The 23271-nt window shown below is 66.3% G+C and carries 21 protein-coding genes; 4 read left to right on the plus strand and 17 right to left on the minus strand.

Annotated features, from left to right (window positions below; translation table 11 throughout):
* Positions 1-34: 34 nt before the first annotated feature.
* The 3 genes from G6N44_RS07500 to ftsY form a co-directional block, all read right to left on the minus strand.
* Complete coding sequence (locus G6N44_RS07500; protein WP_163662545.1) at positions 35-373, minus strand: P-II family nitrogen regulator; 339 nt, start codon at positions 371-373, stop codon at positions 35-37.
* A gap of 6 nt (positions 374-379) precedes the next feature.
* Positions 380-1735 carry an ammonium transporter gene (locus G6N44_RS07505; protein ID WP_372508111.1) on the minus strand — a complete coding sequence of 452 codons (1356 nt, stop codon included), beginning with the start codon at positions 1733-1735 and terminating at the stop codon, positions 380-382.
* Between the two features lie 181 nt (positions 1736-1916).
* Positions 1917-3254, minus strand: coding sequence for a signal recognition particle-docking protein FtsY (ftsY, locus tag G6N44_RS07510; protein ID WP_163669702.1), 1338 nt, complete (start codon positions 3252-3254; stop codon positions 1917-1919).
* A 406-nt stretch (positions 3255-3660) separates the two neighbouring features.
* Here ftsY and G6N44_RS07515 point away from each other — a divergent pair, with 406 nt between their 5' ends.
* Positions 3661-5196 carry a PE-PPE domain-containing protein gene (locus tag G6N44_RS07515; protein ID WP_163662547.1) on the plus strand — a complete coding sequence of 512 codons (1536 nt, stop codon included), beginning with the start codon at positions 3661-3663 and terminating at the stop codon, positions 5194-5196.
* A gap of 84 nt (positions 5197-5280) precedes the next feature.
* Here G6N44_RS07515 and smc read toward each other — a convergent pair whose 3' ends face one another.
* From smc to G6N44_RS07530, 3 genes are read right to left on the minus strand one after another with little or no spacing between them, the layout of a single operon-like run.
* Complete coding sequence (gene smc / locus G6N44_RS07520) at positions 5281-8868, minus strand: chromosome segregation protein SMC (protein ID WP_163662550.1); 3588 nt, start codon at positions 8866-8868, stop codon at positions 5281-5283.
* Between the two features lie 26 nt (positions 8869-8894).
* Complete coding sequence (locus G6N44_RS07525) at positions 8895-9203, minus strand: acylphosphatase (protein WP_163662553.1); 309 nt, start codon at positions 9201-9203, stop codon at positions 8895-8897.
* Positions 9200-9607, minus strand: coding sequence for an OsmC family protein (locus G6N44_RS07530; RefSeq protein WP_163662554.1), 408 nt, complete (start codon positions 9605-9607; stop codon positions 9200-9202). Before G6N44_RS07530 ends, G6N44_RS07525 begins: the two co-directional genes overlap by 4 nt.
* 135 nt (positions 9608-9742) lie before the next feature.
* On the opposite strand from G6N44_RS07530, the gene G6N44_RS07535 reads away from it, so the two are divergent.
* On the plus strand, positions 9743-10540 hold the full coding sequence (locus tag G6N44_RS07535; protein WP_163662555.1) for a hypothetical protein: 798 nt from the start codon (positions 9743-9745) through the stop codon (positions 10538-10540).
* A gap of 22 nt (positions 10541-10562) precedes the next feature.
* Here the strand turns inward: G6N44_RS07535 and mutM are convergent, their stop codons facing one another.
* From mutM to G6N44_RS07585, 10 genes are all read right to left on the minus strand, one after another.
* Complete coding sequence (mutM, locus tag G6N44_RS07540; RefSeq protein ID WP_163662557.1) at positions 10563-11429, minus strand: bifunctional DNA-formamidopyrimidine glycosylase/DNA-(apurinic or apyrimidinic site) lyase; 867 nt, start codon at positions 11427-11429, stop codon at positions 10563-10565.
* Between the two features lie 6 nt (positions 11430-11435).
* Positions 11436-12128 carry a ribonuclease III gene (gene rnc / locus G6N44_RS07545; RefSeq protein WP_163662559.1) on the minus strand — a complete coding sequence of 231 codons (693 nt, stop codon included), beginning with the start codon at positions 12126-12128 and terminating at the stop codon, positions 11436-11438.
* Positions 12125-12742 carry a YceD family protein gene (locus G6N44_RS07550; RefSeq protein WP_163662561.1) on the minus strand — a complete coding sequence of 206 codons (618 nt, stop codon included), beginning with the start codon at positions 12740-12742 and terminating at the stop codon, positions 12125-12127. Before G6N44_RS07550 ends, rnc begins: the two co-directional genes overlap by 4 nt.
* 67 nt (positions 12743-12809) lie before the next feature.
* Complete coding sequence (gene sepIVA / locus G6N44_RS07555) at positions 12810-13547, minus strand: cell division protein SepIVA (RefSeq protein WP_163669703.1); 738 nt, start codon at positions 13545-13547, stop codon at positions 12810-12812.
* 186 nt (positions 13548-13733) lie between these two features.
* On the minus strand, positions 13734-14210 hold the full coding sequence (gene coaD / locus G6N44_RS07560) for a pantetheine-phosphate adenylyltransferase (RefSeq protein ID WP_163662563.1): 477 nt from the start codon (positions 14208-14210) through the stop codon (positions 13734-13736).
* 40 nt (positions 14211-14250) lie between these two features.
* Positions 14251-14817, minus strand: coding sequence for a 16S rRNA (guanine(966)-N(2))-methyltransferase RsmD (gene rsmD / locus G6N44_RS07565; protein WP_163669704.1), 567 nt, complete (start codon positions 14815-14817; stop codon positions 14251-14253).
* Positions 14814-18236, minus strand: a complete 3423-nt coding sequence (locus G6N44_RS07570; protein WP_163662565.1) for a pyruvate carboxylase — start codon at positions 18234-18236, stop codon at positions 14814-14816. Before G6N44_RS07570 ends, rsmD begins: the two co-directional genes overlap by 4 nt.
* A gap of 34 nt (positions 18237-18270) precedes the next feature.
* The gene (locus tag G6N44_RS07575; RefSeq protein ID WP_235683055.1) at positions 18271-18810 is read right to left on the minus strand and encodes a vitamin K epoxide reductase family protein; all 540 of its coding nucleotides are present in this window, start codon (positions 18808-18810) and stop codon (positions 18271-18273) included.
* 92 nt (positions 18811-18902) lie between these two features.
* Positions 18903-19706, minus strand: a complete 804-nt coding sequence (locus tag G6N44_RS07580; protein ID WP_163662569.1) for a DsbA family protein — start codon at positions 19704-19706, stop codon at positions 18903-18905.
* A 27-nt stretch (positions 19707-19733) separates the two neighbouring features.
* A complete protein-coding gene (locus G6N44_RS07585) occupies positions 19734-20870 on the minus strand; it encodes an alpha/beta hydrolase (RefSeq protein WP_163662571.1) in 1137 nt (378 codons plus the stop codon).
* 13 nt (positions 20871-20883) lie between these two features.
* On the opposite strand from G6N44_RS07585, the gene G6N44_RS07590 reads away from it, so the two are divergent.
* Together G6N44_RS07590 and G6N44_RS07595 are read left to right on the plus strand one after the other, a co-directional pair.
* Positions 20884-21711, plus strand: coding sequence for an aldo/keto reductase (locus G6N44_RS07590; RefSeq protein WP_163669706.1), 828 nt, complete (start codon positions 20884-20886; stop codon positions 21709-21711).
* A gap of 5 nt (positions 21712-21716) precedes the next feature.
* Positions 21717-22559: an aldo/keto reductase gene (locus G6N44_RS07595; protein WP_163662573.1), complete on the plus strand. Its 843-nt coding sequence runs from the start codon at positions 21717-21719 to the stop codon at positions 22557-22559.
* Between the two features lie 13 nt (positions 22560-22572).
* On the opposite strand, the gene G6N44_RS07600 is transcribed toward G6N44_RS07595, so the two are convergent.
* Complete coding sequence (locus G6N44_RS07600) at positions 22573-23265, minus strand: HNH endonuclease family protein (protein ID WP_276039112.1); 693 nt, start codon at positions 23263-23265, stop codon at positions 22573-22575.
* Positions 23266-23271 lie beyond the last annotated feature (6 nt).

The raw sequence follows: 23271 nt of genomic DNA on the forward strand, positions 1-23271 counted from the left end.
AGACTCGGTCGTCTACCTGTATGACCGGCCGCGACTACAGGGCGTCGGTACCCCGTTCCCCGGTGCGGACGCGGACGACGGTGTCGACCGGGCTGACCCAGACTTTCCCGTCGCCGATCTTGCCGGTGCGGGCGGCCTGCACGATGACGTCCACGACCTTGTCGACAGCGGAGTCGTCGACGACGACCTCCACCCGGACCTTCGGCACGAAATCGACCGAGTACTCGGCACCGCGGTAGACCTCGGTGTGGCCCTTTTGCCGGCCGTAGCCCTGTACCTCGCTGACCGTCATCCCCAGGATGCCCGTCTGCTCCAGGCCGGTCTTGACATCCTCTAGCGTGAACGGCTTGACGATCGCAGTGATCAGCTTCATATTCCCTTATTCCTCCCCGCCGTGACGACCAAGAACAGAACCGGTTCCGACCGCGACGAAGTCGTAAGCGCTTTCAGCGTGCTCGGACTCGTCGATACCGGATGCCTCCTCTTCTTTGTCCAGGCGCAGGCCCACGGTGTATTTGACAATCAACGCCAAGATAGCGGTACCTACCGCCGAATAGAGCAGAACAGCACCTGCTCCGACCGCCTGTCGCCACAGCTGATCGAACCCGCCACCATAGAAAAGACCCGCAACACCGGCAGGTGCTTCCGTGGTCGCCACCAGGCCGACCAGCAACGTGCCGACGAGTCCGCCGACCAGGTGCACGCCCACCACGTCGAGCGAATCGTCGAAACCGAACTTGAACTTCAAGCCCACCGCCAGCGCGCACAGGACACCTGCGGTAACACCGATCGCCAGCGCGCCCACAACATTCACCGATGAGCAGGACGGCGTGATGGCTACCAGTCCGGCAACGATGCCCGATGCCGCACCCAACGAGGTGGCATGTCCGTCACGGATGCGCTCGGTGAGCAGCCAGGCCAGCATCGCCGCGGCGGTTGCCACCGTGGTTGTGACGAAGGTCGAACCGGCAACTCCGTTGGCCGACACCGCAGAACCGGCGTTGAAGCCGTACCAGCCGAACCACAGCAGCCCGGCGCCGAGCATCACGAACGGGAGGTTGTGCGGGCGCATCGGCGTGCCGGGCCAACCGAGCCGCTTGCCGAGGATGATGGCCAGGACCAGGCCTGCGACGCCCGCGTTGATGTGCACCGCGGTGCCACCGGCGAAGTCAATTGCCTTGAGCTGGTTCGCGATCCATCCACCTTGGTGAATCACGGTCTCACCGTCGGAGCCCGTGACGTCGAAGTCGAAGACCCAGTGCGCGACCGGGAAGTAGATGAAGGTCGCCCACAGCGCGGCAAACAGCAGCCAGCTGCCGAACTTGATGCGGTCGGCGACGGCACCGGAGATCAGGGCGACCGTGATGATCGCGAACATCAACTGGAAGCCCACGAACACGGTGGCCGGGATCGTTCCGACCAGCGCGATGGGCGCATCGGCCGAGCCGTTCGCTCCGATCAGGCCCTTGAGGCCGAAGAACTGCCCGGGGTCGCCGATCACACCTGCGGTGTTGTCACCGAACGCAACCGAGTACCCGTACAGCGCCCACAGGACCGTGATGACACCCATCGCACTGATGCTCATCATGATCATGTTGAGGACGCCCTTGGCGCGCACCATGCCGCCGTAGAAGAAGGCCAGGCCCGGTGTCATCAACAGCACGAGCGCGGCGGCGGCCAGCATCCATGCCGTGTCACCGGTGTCCGGCGCACCCAATATCGGGAATTGCTCCACTCGCAGTTTCCTCCTTCACCACGTCACGGCCGCAAGGATTTACGGCTGTTGACCTTGGTCAAGACAATGCTGAGTGGATGTTTCACCGACGACGCCGCCGCGTTTCGCTCGTGTGAACGGATGGGCAGGCTGCGTTTCGCCGGTGTTACGCCGTGCGTTTTCCTGGGTTTTCGGGACTTTTCTAGCCCAGCAGGGCGTCGACGAACGCGGCGGGCTCAAACGGTGCGAGGTCATCGGGCCCCTCACCGAGCCCGACGAGCTTGACCGGCACGCCGAGTTCCTGCTGAACCCGGAACACGATGCCGCCCTTGGCGGTGCCGTCCAGCTTGGTCAACACCACCCCGGTGATATCCACGACGTCGGCGAACACCTTGGCCTGCGGCAGGCTGTTCTGCCCGATGGTGGCATCGAGCACCAACAGCACCTCGTCGACGGTGGCGCGCTTCTCCACCACTCGTTTGACCTTGCCGAGCTCATCCATCAGGCCGGTCTTGGTGTGCAGGCGGCCAGCGGTATCGATCACGACGACATCGGCGCCGGCCTTGATGCCCTCGTCGACGGCATCGAACGCCACCGACGCGGGATCGGCGCCTTCGGGCCCCCGCACCACCTCTGCGCCCACCCGCGCGGCCCAGGTCTGCAACTGGTCGGCGGCCGCGGCACGGAACGTGTCGGCGGCGCCGAGTACGACGCGGCGACCGTCGGCCACCAGAACCCGCGCCAGCTTGCCCACCGTGGTGGTTTTACCGGTGCCGTTCACGCCGACAACCAACAGCACCGACGGCTTGTCAGCGTGCGGCAGCGCCTTGATCGAACGGTCCAGCTCGGGCCGCAGCTCCGACATCAGCACCTCGCGCAGCACCGCACGGGCGTCGGCCTCACTCCGCACGCTCTTGCTGGCCATCCGCTCACGCAATGCCGCGACGACGGACTCGGTGACCACCGGGCCCAGGTCGGCGATCAGCAGGGTGTCCTCGACCGCCTCCCATGAGTCCTCGTCGAGGTCACCGCCGCCGAGCAGCCCGAGCATGCTGCGGCCCAACGCGTTCTGGGACTTGGCGAGACGGCCCCGCAACCGGTCCATGCGCCCTTCGGCCGGGGCGATGTCCTCCACGGCAGCGGCAACGGCATCCGGCGCCTCGGTCGGCTCGACGGCCACTTCCGGCTCGTCGGGTTCGACAGGTTTCTCCGGCGCGACCGGCTCAGCCGGCGGTTCCGGCAGTTGCACATCGGAGATGGCACGTTTGGGCGCGTCTCGCGGAATGGTGGCGTCGTCACCGACCGCAGGCAGCCCGCTGGTGTCGATGCGCTCCAGGGTCGGCGTGTCCGACGTGCTGAACGTGATTCCCGAGGAAGCCGTGTAACCGCCGGAGCGATCGATCGGTTTTGCGTCGTCCCGCTCCGACAGGCTGATCCGCCGCCGCCGGTACCGCACCAACCCCACGGTGATGGCGACGACGACGAGAACGGCGACGACCGCGATAGCGATCCACAGACCCAACAACGCACCTTCTGTCACGCCGTCATTGTCGCAGGGCTGCCGTCCGGGGATGACCGGCCCCGTTTCGCGCGTGCTTCCGGCGAGGTCCACAGGTACCGACTCGGCGGGAAAGATCGGCATACCGGACTCCGCAACACTGCGGTACACTCACGTACCGCAGTAGCAGTTCCACCTCACAGCACTGTCGCGCCGACCTGCCGACATCAGCCGTAGATTTCATCTACGTATTAGCTACATTGGGTGATTTTTCTATTAAAAATATGGCTTTAGCTGCTATTTTACATTTTGCATGGCATTTTTATCAATTCGCTGACAACGGATATCGACATGGTCCATGATCCACATGGGTCGGGAATGACTTCGGCATCTGGTGAGCATGTGGTCCTTCCCATGGAATTCGTCGAAAGTGAGGACGGGAATGCACATGCGTGTGCTTCGGGGGGTAGCACTGACGCTGGCCGCTCTGGTCGGCACCGTCGGGCTGGTCGTGACGGCGAGCATGTCCACGCTGGTTCAGCTGGCTGCCACGGCGCTCATCATGGGTGGAACCGGGATGAAGGCGCTGGGTGATCCGCACAGCTGGGGCGCCGGCACATACGTGGACCAGGTGAACAACACGTATCTGTCCGATTGGCGCCTGGACGAGGACGACTTGAAATGGGTGTCGACACCGGAACAGTTCTGGCCGGCGACCAGTCTGAGCGACATCAGTTTCGACACCTCGGTCGCCCGCGGGGTCCTCAGCCTCAGTAACGCCGTACTCAACACGCTGGGACAAAAAATCGTCGTCGGCTACTCGCAGAGTGCCGCCATCGCCACCCAGGCGAAGCGGAACCTGGCCGAACTCCGAGCCCAGGGCGCCACGGTGCCCTCAGCCGGCGAACTGTCATTCGTCTTCGTGGCCAACCCCAACCGGCCCAACGGAGGAATCCTGGCCCGGTTCGAGGGTCTCTACATCCCGATCCTCGGGGTCAGCTTCGACAGCGCCACCCAGGATGATGAATACAGGACGATCGACGTCGCCCGCCAGTACGACCTGATCGCCGACTTTCCCAAATATCCACTCAACCTTCTGGCCGATCTGAACGCCCTGATGGGCTACTTCTACCTACATCCGAACTACGGGTCATCGGTGGTCAACCTCGACGATCCGAGTACCTACACGTCCTATACCTCCGGCAACACCACCTACTACCTGGTGAACACCGAGCACCTGCCACTACTGCAGCCGTTGCGGAACATCGGAATTCTGACGCCGGTGCTCGACCTGATCGAGCCGACTCTGCGGGTGCTGATCGAGCTCGCCTATGACCGCACGCCGGAGAACATGGGAGTACCAACCCGTGCCGGGCTGATGCCACACATCGATCTCGGCAAGCTCGCATCGGACCTGCGCACCGCAGCCCGGCAGGGTGTGCAGGATGCACTCGCCGGCCTGGGCATCCACACCGCTGACACAGCCGACGTCCACACAGGAAACGTTGCTGCACTGGATAAGCCGGCGATCGAGAAGGTGTCCCCCGACATTTCGACGCCGGACGGCCCTCAGCCCGAACGCACCCGACTGCACGTGACCCGCACTCACCCCACAACGGACAGCGACACCGTCGCCGTCGCTCGCGCCGATGCCGCCGAGTCCGATCCGGAGCCGAAAGATCCTGAGGTCGAAGTCAAGACTGAGGCCGAGGCCAAGACTGAGGTCGAGACCAAGACTCCGTCGAAGACGAGAATCACGGCCGAGCGAATCCGGCAGTCAGTGCGGCAGGCACTCTCCCCCAAGGATTCCGTCGGTGTCAAAGGTGACGGGTCAGGTACCGACCCGCGCCCGAACCGCAGAATTCCTCGCTCCGACGAAAGCGGTTCAACCCAGCCCAAATCCGGACCCGCGGGGACGAAAGACAGCGGCAAACAAGGAAAGCCGCACCGTAGCCACCGCGCCACGCAGTCCGACGCGGCATAGGAGCGCAGCAGTCCAGCGTGGGAGGTGAGGCCCGGATCCGCGGGGGAACTGCGGGCCTCACCTTCACCTCTCGACTACGGCGACTCAGCCCGGGCTGGCGGCCAGCTCCTGACCCCGCATCCGCTGCGAGATCACGGTGGTGATGCCGTCACCGCGCATGGTCACACCGTAGAGCGCGTCGGCGACCTCCATGGTGGCCTTCTGGTGGGTGATCACGATCAGCTGGGACTTCTCCCGCAGCTGCTCGAACAGGCTGATCAGCCGGCGCAGGTTCACATCGTCGAGCGCGGCCTCGACCTCATCCATCACGTAGAACGGGGACGGTCGGGCCCGGAAGATCGCCACCAGCATGGCTACTGCGGTCAATGACTTTTCACCGCCCGACAGCAGCGAAAGTCGCTTGATCTTCTTGCCCGGCGGCCTGGCCTCGACTTCGATTCCCGTGGTGAGCATGTCGGCAGGATTGGTCAGCAGCAGGCGCCCCTCACCACCGGGGAACAGGGTGGAGAACACCTGCTCGAACTCGCGTTCCACGTCGACGTAAGCCTCGGTGAACACCTGCAGAATCCGGGTATCGACATCGGCGATCACGTCGAGCAGATCGCTTCGCGCGGCCTTGACGTCCTCAAGTTGTGTCGACAGGAAGTTGTAGCGTTCTTCCAGCGCCGCAAACTCTTCCAGGGCAAGCGGATTCACCCGCCCCAACTCCGACAGTTCGCGTTCGGCCTTCTTGGCCCGGCGCTCCTGCGTCGGCCTGTCGAACGGCATCGGCGCCGGCGCCATGACCTGTTCACCCCGCTCACGCGCCTGCTCGTACTCCGTTATCTCCAAGTCGCTGGGCGGCAAAGCAATCTGCGGGCCGTACTCGGCGATCAGGTCTGCCGCGGGCATGCCGAACTGTTCGAGCACCTGCGCCTCGAGCTGCTCGATACGAAGTGATGCTTGCGCTTTGGCCATCTCGTCGCGGTGCAGCGAGTCAGTGAGAGTGGCGATCCGAGCGTTGAGTTCGGTGACGACCTCGCGCACCTGAGACAGCGACGTGGCGCGCAGTTGGCGCTCGGTGGCCAACTCGTCGCGCATCCGCGACGCCACCGCCACGACTGCGCTCAGCCGTTGGGCCACAACGCGTCCCGACTCGGACACGGCGGCGGCCACCTGGGCCGCGTGCGCACGGGCCTCGCGAGCCCGTTGCGCACGCTCCCGCGCCTCACGCTCTGCTGCGGCGGCCCGGCGCAATGAATCTGCCCGTCCGCGAACCGCATTCGCGCGTTCTTCGGCGGTGCGTACCGACAGCCGGGCCTCCACCTCGACCGAACGCGCCGCCTCAACGGCAGCTGTCGAGGTCTGGCGGTCCACCGGCTCGGCCTCGAACATCGGAAGCTGTTCAGCGTTGCGCAGCCGCGACTCGAGTTCGGCGAGTTCCTCGACGGTCTGGGCGCGTCCGCCCTCGAGTTCGTCGCGTTGGCGGATCAACCGCTGCCACTCGTCCGAGGCACCGCGGGCATCCTGCCCCAGCCGGCCCAATTGCTCGTAGATCGCCGAAATCGCCGCGTCGGATTCGTTGAGCGCGGCCATCGCCTCTTCGGCCGACTCCTGGCGGGCAGCCTGCTCGGTCAATGCGCCCGACAATGCTGCCGCCAGCTCACCGGTCTGCCGCTCGGCGGCCTCCAGTTCGCGACGGGCCTTGTCGATCTCGGAACTGATCTCCAGTGTCGACGGTTTGCGGTCGGAACCGCCGCTGATCCAGCCGGCACCGACCAGATCACCGTCGGCGGTCACCGCGCGCAGGTCCGGGCGCGCCGAGACCAGCTGCACGCCGGCAGGCAGATCGGTCACCACCGCCACCCCGGCCAGCATCGCAGTGATGGCCCCCCGCAGGCGATCCGGGACCGTGACCACGTCGTTGGCCCAGATCGCACCGTCGGGAAGCGCGCCCGACGGCGCCGAGCCGTTGACCTTCCAGTCTCCCAACAGCAGAGCTGCCCGCCCGCCGTCGGATTGTTTGAGCGCGGCGACGGCGGCAGCGGCCACCCCGAAATCCTCGGCGGCCAACGCATCGGCGGCCGCACCCAGAACTGTCGCCACCGCGACCTCGTGCCCCGGCTGGACCTTCAGGTACTCCCCGATGGTGCCGAAAAGCCCTGCGCCGCTGTGATTCTTCTGCAACCAGGCGGCACCGTCGCGTCGGTCCAGGCTGACCGAGAGCGCCTCGATCCGAGCCTGCAGCGAAGCGACCTGCCGTTCGGCGGCGCGCTCGGCCGACTGCAGTTCGGACACCCGTTCATCGGCCAGCCGCAGGGCCGCCACCGAGCGGTCGTGCTGCTCGTCCAGACCCACTTCACCGGCATCCAGTTCACCGACCCGGCTCTGCACGGTCTCGAATTCAGCCTGGGCCAGTTGGGCTTTGGCGGCTGCTTCCTCGATGTTGACCGACATCCGCATGACCCCGTCGTCGATCGACTCGACGCGGGTACGCATCGTGTCGACCTGCCCGGCCAAGCGGGCCAGCCCTTCACGGCGATCGGCCTCGGCGCGGGCCGCAGCCAGGTGCGCCCGTTCGACCTCGGCGGCGAACTGCTCACGCTCGGCCAGTTCGGCGCGGGCGCTCTCCAGAACGATCCGCGACTCCTCGAGCTCGCCGAGCAGCTCCATCTCCAGTTCGGCGACCTCGTCGGCCTCGGCTTCCAACGCCTCGGGATCCTGCCCGGTGGAAACCTCGGTCTCGGCCTCGAACAGCTGGGCCCGGTCGGTGGCGATCCGCACGGTGGCGCTCACTCGTTCGGCCAGCGCCGACGCCCGGAACCAGGTCTGTTGGGCGGCTTCGGCGCGGCGGGTCAGTTCGGCGACCGCGGCCTCGTGTGCCTGCAATTCGACGGTCGAGGCTTCCAGCCGAACGGTCGCCTCGTCGTGCTCGCGGCGCAACGTGGTCTCGGCCTGGTTGGTGTTGTGGAACTCGACCTGCCGTCTCACCAGGTCGTCGGCGGCCAGGCGCAGCCGGGCGTCGCGCAGATCGGCCTGAATCGTCGCCGCCCGCCGTGCCATCTCGGCCTGGCGGCCCAGCGGCTTGAGCTGACGGCGCAGCTCCGTGGTCAGATCGGTGAGGCGGGCCAGGTTCGCGGCCATCGAGTCGAGCTTGCGGACCGCTTTTTCCTTGCGTTTGCGGTGCTTGAGAACCCCGGCGGCCTCCTCGATGAAGGCGCGGCGGTCCTCGGGTCGCGACTCCAGGATCTCGGCGAGCTTGCCCTGCCCGACGATGACGTGCATCTCGCGGCCGATGCCGGAGTCGCTCAGCAACTCCTGGACATCCATCAATCGGCAACTGCTGCCGTTGATCTCGTATTCGCCGGCACCGTCACGGAACACGCGGCGGGTGATCGACACCTCTGAGTACTCGATCGGCAGCGCGTTGTCCGAGTTGTCGATGGTCAGCGTCACCTCGGCCCGGCCCAGCGGCGCCCGTGAGGACGTGCCGGCGAAGATGACGTCCTCCATTTTGCCGCCGCGCAGGGTTTTGGCGCCCTGCTCTCCCATCACCCAGGTCAGGGCGTCGACCACGTTCGACTTGCCCGATCCGTTGGGACCGACGACGCACGTGATCCCGGGTTCGAAGCGCAGAGTCGTCGGCGAGGCGAAGGACTTGAAGCCCTTCAGCGTCAGACTCTTGAGGTGCACGGCGACTTACCCTACCGCCGACCCGGCTACCGTTCGTGAAACCCCGCCATCGTGGCGTCGGCATCCGCCCAATCTGCGACGACGTTATCGACCGAGCCCGGGGTCTGGCCGCTCTGGAGCAGCTCAAGCAATCGCTGACATTTCGCGCGTGGCCCCTGGGCCACCACATGCACCCGGCCGTCGGGCCGATTCGAAGCAAACCCGCACAGACCGAGCTCCAGGGCACGGGATCGGGTCCACCACCGGAACCCCACGCCTTGCACATGACCGTGCACCCAGGCGCTCAGCCGCACCTCTGCATCGGGGTCACCGGCGGGAAGGTCCGGTCCGGTCATCGAGTGGCGACCTCGAACTTCACCTCGGTGCCGGATTTGAGGGTCCGGCCCACGGTGCAGACCGTCTCGATCGCGCGCTCGACGACGGTCAACAGCCGGGCTACCTCGGTCTCCGAAAGGCCCGACACGTCGATTTCGAGTTTCTCCTCCAGCAGCGGATAGCGCTCCTGCTCCCGGTCCGCCGGTCCCGATACCCGGATCGTCGCCGGATAGTCGTCCCCCAGACGCCGTCGCAGCGGCTGATCGCTGGACATTCCGCTGCACGCCGCGAGCGCGATCTTCATCAGCTCACCCGGAGTGAACACGCCCTCGACGTCCTCACTGCCCACGAGCACCTCTGCACCGCGCGAACTGCGTCCGACATAGCTGCGGACACCGGTGCGGTCAACCCAAAGTTCGGTCATGCGGTATTTCTACACGTCGCGACACGCAGGTGTTCCAGGGGCAATTGCCTGCTGATCGGCCAACGCCCCGTTGCAGGCGGCGGCGACCCGGGCAGCGACGATAGACTCGGCACACCGACTTCGCCGAGGAGCACCGTGACCTATCCGCCGAGCAATCAGCCCACCCCGCCATCGGGCGCGCCCGGGCCATGGCAGCCATACCAGCAGGGCGGGCCTGAGGGATATCCGAACACTGCCGGAAACCCCGAGCAGCCGTACGGCTCCCCCTACGGAGCACCTCAGCAGCCGCAACAGCCTTACGGCGCACCGTATGGAGCGCCGCAACAGCCCCAGCCTCCGTACGGTGCGCCGTACGGAGGACCCCAGCCCTACGGTGCGCCCCAGCCATACGGAGTGCCCTACGGAGGCCAGCAGCCCTACGGTGCGCCGCAGCAGCCGTACGGATACCCCACCCCCCAGCCGCCCGGCGGCGGCAACCGCAAGTGGTGGGCGATCGGCGGCGCTGTGCTGGGTGCGCTGATCTTGGTCGGCGGCGTCGCGATCTTCGCGTTGAAGGGCGATTCGGGTTCGAGCGGGGACCGCAGTGCCGCGGGCTCATCGCAATCCTCCGGCGTCAGCGATGCCGAGCAGGAGGTGCGGGATTTCCTCGATGAGGTGATGTCGAGTTCCAGTGACCTCAGCGAAGCCCTGCCCTATTTCTGCCAGGCCGACCAGAAACTGTTCGACAAGATCGGCGGTCTGGATGCGATCGATATTCCGAAGACCACCTCTTCCAGCGGGTCGGCGGAGATCTCCAAGATCACGGTGAACGGCAACAAGGCCGTCGTCGAAATCTCGAGCAGCGCGGGTCCCGGCAAGTTGTACCTGCGCAAGGAAAGCGGATCGTGGAAGATCTGCATGTCCGACATGCCGGGGATGCCCAGCATTCCTTGATCCGTTCCGGGTACGGCTCGCATCAGCCCCGGGGACGGGGCTGACATCTCGGGCAGTAGAACGATGACCGGTTCATGAACTTGTCGCGGCGCATCACCGCGCCGCACCGCCGGCACGGCTCCCCTTCGCGGCCGTAGGCATCCAAAGACCGTTCGAAGTAACCGGATTCGCCGTTGACGTTCACATACAGCGAGTCGAACGACGTGCCGCCCTGGCTCAGCGCATCGGTCATCACCGCAGCGGCGGCGTCGAGCACCTCGCCCAATCGGCGGCGCGGCAGCTGCGCGGCGGTCCTGGCTCCGTTGACCTTGGTCCGCCACAGTGCCTCGTCGGCGTAGATGTTGCCGATACCCGACACCACGGTCTGGTCGAGCAGCTGGCGTTTGATCTCAGAGTGTTTGCGCCGCAACACCTCAACCACACGGTCGCGATCGAAGCGGGGGTCGAGCGGATCGCGTGCCACGTGCGCGACCGGTTGGGGCACGGCGGTACCGTCGACCGTCACCAATTCGGCCAGCTGCCAGCCGCCGAAGGTACGTTGGTCGACGAAACTCAAGGCCGTGCCGTCATCGAGCACGGCGGCGATCCGCAGATGCCGGTCGTCACGGATCGGCCCGAGCAACATCTGGCCGCTCATGCCCAGATGCACCACCAAGGCTTCGGTCTCGTCCTGGCCGTCGTCGTCGGCCAGCGTCAACCAGAGGTACTTGCCGCGACGTCCGGTTCCGGTGATCCGGGCCCCCAACAGGCGGGCGGTCAGGTCAGCAGGACCGGCCTCGTGACGGCGTACGGAACGCGGATGATGCACACGTACCGCCGAAATCGATTTGCCCGCAACATGTTCCTGCAAGCCACGGCGGACTACCTCTACCTCGGGCAATTCGGGCATCGGTGCTCACGCATCGTCGAGTGCGGTCCAGGCCGCGGCCGCAGCCTTGAGCTCGGCCTCTTTCTTGTTGCGCCCCACGCCTCTGCCGTATTCGACATCGGCGACCACCACGGTCGCCGAGAATTCCTTGTCGTGATCCGGCCCGGTGGAGGTCACGACGTAGTTGGGGGCACCGAGCCCACGTGAGGCGGTCAGCTCCTGCAGGCTGCTCTTCCAGTCCAGCCCGGCCCCGAGCGTCGGCGCGGTATCGAGAAGCTCACTGAACAACCGCAGGATGACCTCACGGCTGGTGGTCAGGCCGTGCTCCAGATAGATTGCCCCGAGCAGAGATTCGACTCCATCGGCGAGAATGCTGGACTTGTCGGCGCCACCGGAATTCTCTTCCCCCTTGCCCAGCAGCAGGTGACTGCCGAGGCCGCCCTCGGTGAGCCCGCGGCCGACATCGGCCAGCGCCTGGGTGTTGACGATGCTGGCGCGAAGCTTCGCCAGATCACCCTCGGAGCGTTCGGGGTGGCGGTGGTAGAGCTCCTCGGTGATCGTCAACCCCAGCACGGCGTCGCCGAGAAACTCCAGCCGCTCGTTGGTTGGCAGGCCACCGTTCTCGTAGGAGTAGCTGCGATGCGTCAACGCGATGGTGAGCAGACCGGAGGGAAGGTCGATGCCGAGCGCCTCCAGCAGCGCCGTGTGCGAATCGGTCACTCGGCGCCTCCGGGCTCCTCGTCATCGGGCAGCAACGCAGCCAGCTTGGCCCAGCGGGGATCGATCTTGTCGTGGTGATGCCCGGGCTCTGCGGTGTCCAGCGCGACCCCGCAGTCGGGGCACAAGCCCGGGCAGTCCGGACGGCACAACGGGGAAAACGGCAACGCCAACCCGACGGCGTCGATGATCGGCTGTTCCAGATCGACGGTGTCGGACTGACCGGAGGCGCCCACCCGGCCCAACTCGTCGGCCTCGGTGGTCTCGTCGGTGGCGCTGTCCGGGTACGCGTACAGCTCGGTGAGGTCGATCTCGACGTCACCGGCGACCGCGGTCAGGCAGCGTGAGCATTCACCGACAGTGGGAGCCGAAACGGTTCCGCTGACCAGCACACCCTCCGAAACCGACTGCAGCTGCAGATCGAGCGCGAGGGGCGCACCTTTCTCGATGGCGACCAACTCGGCCCCGATCCGCACCGGACTCGGCACCGTCTCCTGGTAGGCCAGAAACGAACCCGGCCGTCGGCCCAGCCGAGCGACGTCGATCACCAGCGGCGATCGGGAATCACTACGCCTTTCAGGCCGTCTGCGCCCAGCTGATCTCGCATGCGTCGACATGCATCAATCCTACGGCGGCGTCAGAACGCCCCACGACGCAGTGCACCGACCCCGTGACCCACCGTCGTCAGCGGGTCGCGTAGTCGTGCGTTCCCGCGGTCGTGCGCAACTGGTGACGTCCGCGCCCGACAGAGCGCAGCGTGCCGTTGAGGAAGTCCTCGAACTCGGCCAGTTTGCTGTCGACGTAGATGTCGCACTCGCCGCGCAACCGGTCGGCTTCGGCGTGCGCTGCATCGACGAGACGGGTGGCCTCGGCGGTCGCCGTCGAGACGATCTCGGTCTGAGACACCAGACGCTGCTGCTCCTTGATGCCCTCCTGCACGGCCTTCTCGTAGGAAATGTTGCCGTTCTCGGTCAGGCGATCGGCCTCGGCCTTGGCCCGGCCCGTGCTCGCCTCGTATTCCCGCTTGGCCGCGGCCGCGAGCCGCGCCGACTCTTCGCGCGCCTCCCCGACCATGCGTTCGCTGTGCTGACGGGCCTCGGCGACCATCCGGTCGGCCTGCGCCTTCGCATCGGCCAGCAGCCGGTCGGCCTCGCCCCTGGCGTGATTGAGCATGCCGTCGGCATCGGCGTTCGATTTGCCCATCACCGACTCGCAGTGTTCCTTGGCTTCGCGCAACAGCGAATCGCGCGCATCCAGCACATCCTGCGCGTCGTCGAGCTCACCGGGGATCGCATCCTTGATGTCGTCGATCAGCTCGAGGACATCACCGCGGGGCACCACGCAGCCAGCGGTCATCGGCACACCACGCGCTTCTTCAACGATCGCGCCGAGCTCGTCGAGCGCTTCAAAAACTCGGTACACGGCAAAACCCTCCAGGTCGTCGTTGTCAGTGACCAGTGTGCCTGGTGTTACGCCTGTGACTTGGGAGCGCAATCGGTGTGTCGCCGATGGGCTTGTTCGTCCGTGTTTGCCCACGTTCGCCGCCCAACCTGAACTTATGTGCCAAATGTCGGCGAAATCTCGCACACGAGCTCAGATTGGTGAGCGTCAGCGGCTGAGCTTCTCCTGCAACCTGCGGTTGACCGGCTCGGGAAGCAACGCCGAGACGTCGCCGCCCAGGGATGCGACCTCCTTGGCCAGCGACGAGGACACGAACGAGTACTGCGGTGTGGTGGCGACGAAGAACGTGTCGACACCGGCCACATGCTTGTTCATCTGAGCCATCTGCAGCTCGTACTCGAAGTCGGTGCCGGTGCGCAGGCCCTTGACGATCGCGGTCAGACCGCGCGTCTGGACGAAGTCGACGACCAGGCCCTGCCCGGCCTCGACCCGCAGATTCGGCAGGTGTGTGGTCGATTCGACGATCATCGCGATGCGCTCGTCGAGATCGAACATGCCCTTCTTGTTGGGATTCACCAGGATCGCCACCACGACCTCATCGAACTGCACCGCCGCCCGCTCGAAGATGTCGATATGGCCAAGGGTGACCGGGTCGAAGGAGCCGGGACATACCGCGCCACTCATGGGTGACGACGGTACAGGCCCGGCCGCCACACCCGCGCCGCTAGCCCACTTCGGCGAGTTCGACGCGGGTGTCACCGTAGCGCCGGGCGCTCAACACATCCCAGCCGTCCGGCCAGCTCACCGGTTGGCTCGACGACCGCCGCTCCACCAGGACGAGGGTGCCCGCGGCCACCCAACCGGCAGCGGCCAACACCGTCAGCATCGCGTCGACCGCGGCGTCACCGAGGTCGTACGGCGGGTCGGCGAACACCAGATCGACCGGACGCGTCGCACCCCCGGCCAACACCGAGTCCACAGTGCCCCGGCGTACCGCGGCGTTGCGGACGCCCAGCGCAGTGATGTTCTCGGCGATGACGGCGGCTGCCCGGGCATCCGACTCGACGAAGGTGGCCGAGGTCGCACCACGCGAAAGCGCCTCCAGGCCAAGCGCTCCCGAACCCGCGTACAGGTCCAGCACCGACAACCCGGTGAAATCCAGCCGCGCCGTCAAGGCGTTGAACACCGCCTCCCTGACCCGATCGGAGGTGGGGCGGGTACCCAGACCGGATTGGTGCTGGGGCACTCTAAGCCGGCGGCCACCGAGTGCCCCCGCGATGATGCGGGTCAGATCGATCCCCCGGTCGCTTCGTTCCTGCCCGCCGAACCGGTCACCACCACCAGCAGGTCACCACCCTCGACCTGCGCCGTGGCGGCCACGGCGACCCGCTCGACGGTGCCGGCCCTCGGGGCCGTGATGGCCGCTTCCATCTTCATCGCCTCGATGGTGGCGATCGTCGCACCGGCTTCCACGGTGTCGCCGGCTGCCACACCGACGGTCACCACACCCGCGAACGGCGCCGCGACATGATCGGGATTGTTGCGATCGGCCTTCTCCGCAGCCGGGACCTCACTGGCGATGCTGCGATCGCGCACCGTGATCGGCCGTAGCTGCCCGTTGAGGATGCACATCACCGTACGCATACCCCGCTCGTCGGCGTCGGAGATCGCCTCCAAACCGATCAACAACTGCACACCACGCTCGAGCTCGACACGATGCTCCTCGCCGTAGCGCAGCCCGTAGAAGTACTGATTCGCACTCAGGCCGGAGGTATCGCCGTAGATCTCCCGGTGCGACTCGAACTCCTTGGTCGGCGCCGGGAACAACAACCGGTTCAACCTCGCCTGCCGCTTGGGGCCGGGCGCGGCCAACAGCGCCTCGTCCTCGACCGAGAGCTCCTGCATCGGCTTGGCCGGACCACGACCCTCAAGAGCCTTGGTGCGCAACGGCTCCGGCCACCCGCCCGGCGGATCACCGAGTTCGCCCCGCAGGAACCCGATCACGCTGTCGGGGATGTCGTAGCGGGCCGGATCGGCGGCGAACTCCTGCGCACTGACCCCGGCGCCCACCAACGCCAACGCCAGGTCCCCGACCACCTTGCTCGACGGGGTCACCTTCACCAACCGGCCCAGCACCCGGTCGGCCGCGGCGTACGCGATCTCGATCTCCTCGAACCGATCCCCCAGCCCCAGCGCGATGGCCTGCTGCCGCAGATTGCTCAGCTGCCCACCGGGAATCTCGTGGGTGTAGACACGGCCCGTGGGTGCCGGCAATCCGGATTCGAATGGGGCGTAGACCTTGCGCAGCGCCTCCCAGTAGGGCTCCAGGTCGCAGACCGCACCCAGCGACAACCCGGTGTCGAACGACGTATGCGCGGCCGCGGCCACGATCGAGGACAACGCCGGCTGGCTGGTGGTGCCCGCCAGCGGCGCGGCCGCGCCGTCCACTGCCGACGCCCCGGCCTGCCAGGCCGCCAGATATGTCGCCAGCTGCCCGCCCGGAGTGTCATGGGTGTGCACATGCACCGGCAGATCAAACCGACTACGCAGCGCACTTACCAGCAGGTGCGCCGAATGCGGACGCAGCAACCCGGCCATGTCCTTGATCGCCAGCACGTGCGCGCCGGCATCGACGATCTGCTCGGCCAGCTTCAGGTAGTAGTCCAGCGTGTACAGGTTTTCGCCGGGATCACTGAGATCCCCGGTGTAGGACATCGCCACTTCGGCGATCGCCGTACCGGTCTCACGCACCGCATCGATCGCCGGACGCATCGACTCGACATTGTTGAGCGCATCGAAGATCCGGAAGATGTCGATGCCGGTTCGGGTCGCTTCGTCGACGAATGCTGACGTCACCAATTCCGGATACGGCGTGTATCCCACCGTGTTCCGGCCCCGCAACAACATCTGCAGACAGATATTGGGCACCGCCTCGCGCAGAGCGGCCAACCGCTCCCACGGATCTTCCTTCAGAAACCGCAGCGCCACATCGTAAGTCGCCCCACCCCAGCACTCGATGGACAACAGCTGCGGCATCGTCCGTGCCACATAGGGCGCCACCTTGAGCAGGCCGGTGGAACGTAGCCGGGTGGCCAACAACGACTGATGCGCATCACGGAACGTCGTATCGGTGACCCCGAGCGCTTCGCTGTCCCGCATCCACCGCGCGAACCCCTCGGGGCCCAACTCGACCAGACGCTGCTTGGAACCGGCCGCCGGCACCGTCGACAGATCCAACGCAGGCAACTTGTCCTGGGGGTACACCGCCGACGGCCGCTCACCGTTGGGCTTGTTCACCGTGACATCAGCCAGGTAGTTCAAGATCTTGGTACCGCGGTCGGCAGGCGTGTGGGCAGTCAGAAGCTGCGGACGGTCGTCGATGAACGAGGTGGTGACCCGCCCGGCGCGGAAGTCGGGATCATCGATCACCGCCTGCAGGAACGGGATATTCGTCGACACACCGCGAATCCGGAACTCTGCCAGTGCGCGCCGGGCGCGCGAGACGGCGGTGGAAAAATCACGTCCCCGACACGTCAGCTTGACCAGCATCGAATCGAAATGAGCGGAGATCTCCGCACCCAGGTTGGATCCACCGTCCAGGCGGATACCCGCACCTCCGGGCGACCGGTAGGCGGTGATCCGGCCGGTGTCCGGGCGGAAACCGTTGGCCGGATCCTCGGTCGTGATCCGGCACTGCATCGCCGCACCGCGGATGACCAACGACTCCTGACTCAAACCCAGATCTTCCAGGCTCTCCCCGGCGGCGATCCGCAACTGGGAGCCCACCAGGTCCACATCGGTGATCTCCTCGGTCACCGTGTGCTCCACCTGGATCCGCGGATTGCACTCGATGAACACGTGATGCCCGCGCTCGTCCAGCAGGAACTCGATCGTGCCCGCACAGCTGTAGCCGATCTGGCTGGCCAGCGCCACGGCATCCGCGCAAATCTGTTCACGCAGAGCAGGATCCAGGTTCGGCGCCGGCGCCAGCTCGATCACCTTCTGATGCCGTCGCTGCACGCTGCAATCCCGCTCGAACAGGTGCATCACATTGCCCTGCGTGTCGGCAAGGATCTGTACCTCGATGTGGCGCGGGTTGATGACGGCCTGCTCCAGGTACACCTCGGGATCGCCGAACGCCGACTCCGCCTCCCGCGAAGCCGCCTCCACCGCCTCGGGTAGCGACTCGGGGTCCGTCACGCGGCGCATTCCGCGCCCGCCGCCACCGGAGACCGCCTTCACGAACAACGGGAACGTCATATCCCTTGCCGCAACGACCAATTCGTCGACCGACGACGACGGCGTCGAGGATGCCAGGACCGGCAGTCCGGCGGCCTTCGCAGCCGCGATCGCCCGCGCCTTGTTGCCGGTCAGTTCCAGAACCTGCGCCGAGGGCCCGACGAAAGTGATGCCCGCCTCCGCGCAGGCGGCCGCCAGTTCCGGATTCTCCGACAAGAACCCGTAGCCCGGATACACCGCGTCCGCACCGGAATGTTGGGCAACCCTGATGATCTCGTCCACCGACAGGTACGCCCGTACCGGATGGCCGATTTCGCCGATCTGATAGGACTCATCGGCCTTCAGGCGATGCAGCGAATTGCGATCCTCGTACGGGTACACCGCCACCGTCGCGATGCCCATCTCATAGGCGGCACGGAACGCACGGATAGCGATCTCGCCACGATTGGCGACTAACAGCTTGGAAATCACGGGTAGACCTAACCGCCAAGTTATTTCTGGAGTGTTACAACAGCGTTGACCAGTATTCCCAGAAACGCACCAAGATCAACAGCACAAGTGAGGTGAACCAGAGCGCCACGAGCGACCACCGCCACTGGTAGACGATCCGGGCGACCCCGTTGGTGTGCAGCGGCCGAAGGGCCACCGCACTCACCACCACGAACAGCGGAATGGTGACCGCCCACACGACCATGCAGTACGGGCACAGGGCGCCGATGCGGTAGAGGCTCTGAAAGATCAGCCAATGCACCATGACCACACCAAGCAGACTTCCCGCCGCCAGCCCGGCCCAGTACCACCGGGGCAACCGAACGCCCGCGACGGCCATCACACCTGTGACCAGCGTGACAGTGAACCCGACCACCCCGATCAGCGAGTTGGGGAACCCGAAGACCGCTGCCTGAGAGGTGGACATCACCGAGCCACAGGAGAGGACCGGGTTGATGCTGCAGGTCGGGACGTAACTCGGGTCGATCAGTAGCTCGATCTTCTCGACCGTCAGCGCCAGCGCCGCCGCCAACCCGAGGACACCGGCGATCAGTATCGCGACCGCGCCGGCCTTGCCGACGGCTACTCCCGGGGCCTTCTGGGCCCCAGAATCGCCGAGTTCGTCAACCTCGGGGGCTGCGGCGTCACTCACGGGTGGGCCGGTGCGGGGGCTGCCGGTGCGCCGGGCGCCGGGGCGGGCGCGGCCGGGCCGGGGGCGGGGCCGTTTAAGGCCGGCAGATCGCCGACGACCTCTTTGACCTTCGCGATCAGCGCGTCGGGCGTGGTCGGACTGTATTCTTCGCCGTTGAACCGGATGGTCGGTGTCGAGTTGATCCCGGCGGCCGCGGCCATCCCCTGCACCATCTCCACGTAGCGCGCCTTGGTGATGCAGTCGGGCACGCCACCGGCGGCACCGGCCTGGCGGGCCAGCTCGATGATCCGGGCGTTGTCCGGGTAGACACCGCCGTTCTCCGCCGGCTGGATGCCCGGGCTGAACAGTGCGGAGTGGAATCGGCGGAACGAATCGATGGACTCGTCGGCGACACAGTAGGCGGCGCCGCCGGCCCGCGACGAGTAGCCGTTGCCCATCTTGTCCAGGATCGCCACCATGTGGTAGTCGACTGCCACCGCACCGGTGTCGATGAGCTTGTTGATGGTCGGGCCCAACAGCTGTTCCAGATTGCCGCACGCGGGGCACAGGAAATCCTCGTAGAGGCTCAGCGTCACCTTGGGCTCAGAGGTGCCCTCTTTGGTGATCACATTGGGCGCCGCCACGTGCACGGCGCGGGCCTCCCCCGAGGCCGGGCGCTTGTGGCCGGTCGACACGATGTAGAACACCAGGCCGACGGCGAACAGCACCACAACGGCTGTCAGCCCGATCTGAACCCACAGGTTGCGCTTGCGATCCGCCGCCTTGAGATCGTATTTCGCGGTCTTCTTCGGTTTGGCCACGTCGACAAGCGTACCGGCGGCACCAGGTCAGCTTTCGGCGTGGCTGAGATGTGCCCGCAGCGCCGAGATCATTGCGCTCGTCGCGGTGGCACTACCGCCTCCCAGCGGGAAAAAATTGGCGAACGCGTGGATCATCGACCGCTCCTCCCGGAGGTCCACCACCACCCCGGCGTCCTGCATGGCCCTCGCGTACCGGTTGCCCTCGTCCCGCAACGGATCGAACCCGGCCGTGACCACCAGCGCGGGCGGCAAGCCGGAGAGATCTTCACTCAGCAGCGGTGACACCACCGGATCGTCAGCGGACACCTCGGCTCCATCGAGGTAGAGCTCGGAAAACCAGTCCATGTCGCGCTTCTGCAGGAAGTACCCGTCGGAGAACAGCGTCTTCGACCGCGTCTCGCTCGACCAGTCGGTGACCGGGTAGAGCAGCAATTGCAGCGCGGGCAGCGGCAGCTCGGAATCGCGGGCCTGCTGAGCCACCACGGCGGCCAGGTTTGCGCCCGCACTGTCTCCCCCGACCACGATGTGGGTGGCGCCGAGGCCGGCCGCATGGTCCAGCGCCCAACGGTAGGCGGCATAGGCATCATCGGTCGCCGCAGGCGCCTTGTGCTCGGGCGCAAGCCGGTAGTCGACGGAGATCACCTGAATTCCGCCGTCCCGGCAGATCAGCCGGCACAGGTTGTCGTGGGTGTCGAGGTCACCGATCACGAAGCCGCCGCCGTGGAAGTACAACAGCAGCGCCGAGGTGACCGGGGGTCCGGTGCCATCCGGGACGTAGCGTCGCGCCCGGAGTGGACCGGCCGGACCGGGAATCGAAATCTCGGTCACATCCGCTCGGATCCGGGCCGTCATCATGGCCGCGGTGGCCCGCAGCGCGGCCCGCGACACGGCGACGCCGGACTCCCGGCTGTGATCGGCGACCAGGCCCCCGACTCCGGCGGCGCGTTCGGCGGCCAGGGTGAACTGCAGTGTGGTGTCCAGGGTGTTGCCGTCGACGACCACCGAACGCCCACCCAGCAGCAGGCGTTTGGTCCGATCGGAAAGGCGCGGAATCGCGGACAGCGTGAACTTGGTTGCCCGCTCGAGCACCGCCTGCTTGACCGTGTCGCGGCTGTGGCCATCAGGTCCACCTCCGGCCGGCCCGCCTGGCAGACTTTCGGTCATGGCTGCTCCCTCTGTGAGTCCGCGTGTCACGCTGAACGACGGTAATTCGGTACCGCAAGTCGGGTTGGGGGTTTGGCAGACCCCTGCCGAGGAGACCGAACGCGCGGTGACGGCGGCCCTACAGGCAGGTTATCGGCACATCGACACAGCCGCGGCATACCGCAACGAGGCCGAGACCGGCCGCGGCCTGTCCGGCTCCGGGGTACCCCGCGAGGATGTGTTCCTGGTGACCAAGCTGTGGAACAGCGACCAGGGATACGACTCGACGCTGGCCGCATTCGACGCGAGCCTGGATCGCCTCGGTGTCGACTACCTCGACCTGTATCTCATCCACTGGCCGGTGCCGGCCAACAACGCCTACGTCGACACGTTCAAGGCCTTCGCGCATTTGCGTGATCAGGGCCGGATCCGGTCCATCGGGGTCAGCAACTTCGCGCCCGAACACCTGACCGTGCTGATCGACGCCACCGGCATCGTGCCCGCGGTCAATCAGATCGAATTGCACCCGCTCTTCCCGCAACACGAGCTTCGCGAGGTACACGCCAGATTGGGCATCGCCACCGAGGCCTGGAGCCCGCTGGGCCAGGGTTCCCTACTCACCGATCCGGTGATCACCGGCATCGCCGAACGGCACGGTAAAACCACCGCACAGGTACTGATTAGGTGGCATATACATCTGGGTAATATCGTCATCCCCAAGTCGGTGAATCCAGAGCGGATTGCCAGCAACTTCGACGTGTTCGATTTCGATCTGGACGCATCGGACATGTCGGCTATCGCCTCGCTGGAGACGGCCACCCGCCTGGGACCCGACCCCCGAACCTTCAACTTCACAGGATAGGTGCCATGACCTCCTCCGACGGGGCTGCGATTCCCACCGTCACGCTCAACGACGACCGCACGATCCCCGTCGTCGGCCTGGGCGTCGGCGGACTCTCGGATTCCGAGGCGGAGCGCGTGGTATCAGCGGCGCTTGAGGCCGGCCATCGCCTGATCGACACCGCGGCCGCCTATGACAACGAGGCCGGCGTCGGCCGTGCCATCGCGGCCTCGGGCATTCCGCGCGAGGAGATCTCGGTCACCACCAAGCTGGCCATCACCGATCACGGTTTCACGTCGTCCCAGGACGCCGGGCGGGCCAGCCTGGACCGGCTCGGCCTGGACTACGTCGACCTGTACCTGATTCATTGGCCGGGCAACGACATCGGCAAGTACGTCGACAGCTGGGGCGGGCTGATGGCACTCAAGCAGGCCGGGCTGGCCCGCTCCACCGGGGTGTCCAACTTCAGCCCAGAGAACCTGTCGACGATCGTGGACCTGACCTTCGTCGCTCCTGCGGTCAACCAGATCGAGCTGCACCCCTTGCTCAATCAGAGTGCCTGGCGCGCCGCCAACGCCCAGTACAACGTCGTCACCCAGGCCTACAGCCCGCTCGGCGTCGGCAGCCTGCTCGACAACCCGGCCGTCACGGCCATCGCCGACGCCCACGGCAGGACCCCGGCGCAGGTGCTGATCCGCTGGAGCATCCAGCTGGGCAACAGCGTGATCTCCCGCTCGACCAACCCGGAGCGGATCGCCTCCAATCTCGACGTGTTCGGCTTCGAGCTGACCGCCGAGCAGATCGACAGCCTCAACGGCCTCGATAACGGCACCCGGTTCCGGCCCGACCCGGCGACCTTCACCGGCTGAGCCCGCCGCAGCACTACCCCGTCGGGCAGGTTCCGGCCGCCTCGCGCAGGACCCCGGCCGACGCGGCGTCGACCGGCAGCGCGTAGCCGCGCAACACCTCGACGAACTGCACCGAATACTGACACCAGAAGGCGTGATTGGGCGGCATCCAGTGCGCGGGCTCCTGATCGCCCTTGTCCTGATTCGGCTTACCGGCGACCGCCAGCAGATTGGCCGGATCGTTGGCGAACCGCAGCCGCAGATCGTCGGGCCAGTCCCGCGCGCCGAGGTCCCACGCCAACGCCAGCGGCACGATGTGGTCGATCTGCACCGAGGCACCGGTCCGGTTACCGCGGACGAACGACACCACCGCATTGGTATACGGATCGTGCAGGGTACCGGTCGCCACGGCGGTCGGACACCGCTTGATCGCGACGAACGTCTTGTCCACGAGGTCACGGTCGAGGATGTCGTTGCGGGTGTCACAGCCGTTGTGTCCACCGGGCGCGCTGTTGTCGTCGTCCCACGAGTCACCGAACGCCGCGCGGCGATAATCGTTGCCCCGCACCCGCACCGGCACCTCGGGCACTCCGGCGAGCAGATCGACCCCGGGCGTGACGGTGGGCGGTTGCGCCTGGGCGGCGAACCGGCCGGGACGTTGTGTCGACCACGCCACCTGGACGGCCACGACCACTGCGAGTGCCACCGCTGCGGCCAGCCACCACATCCGGCG

Source organism: Mycolicibacterium alvei (assembly GCF_010727325.1).
Lineage (GTDB): Bacteria > Actinomycetota > Actinomycetes > Mycobacteriales > Mycobacteriaceae > Mycobacterium > Mycobacterium alvei.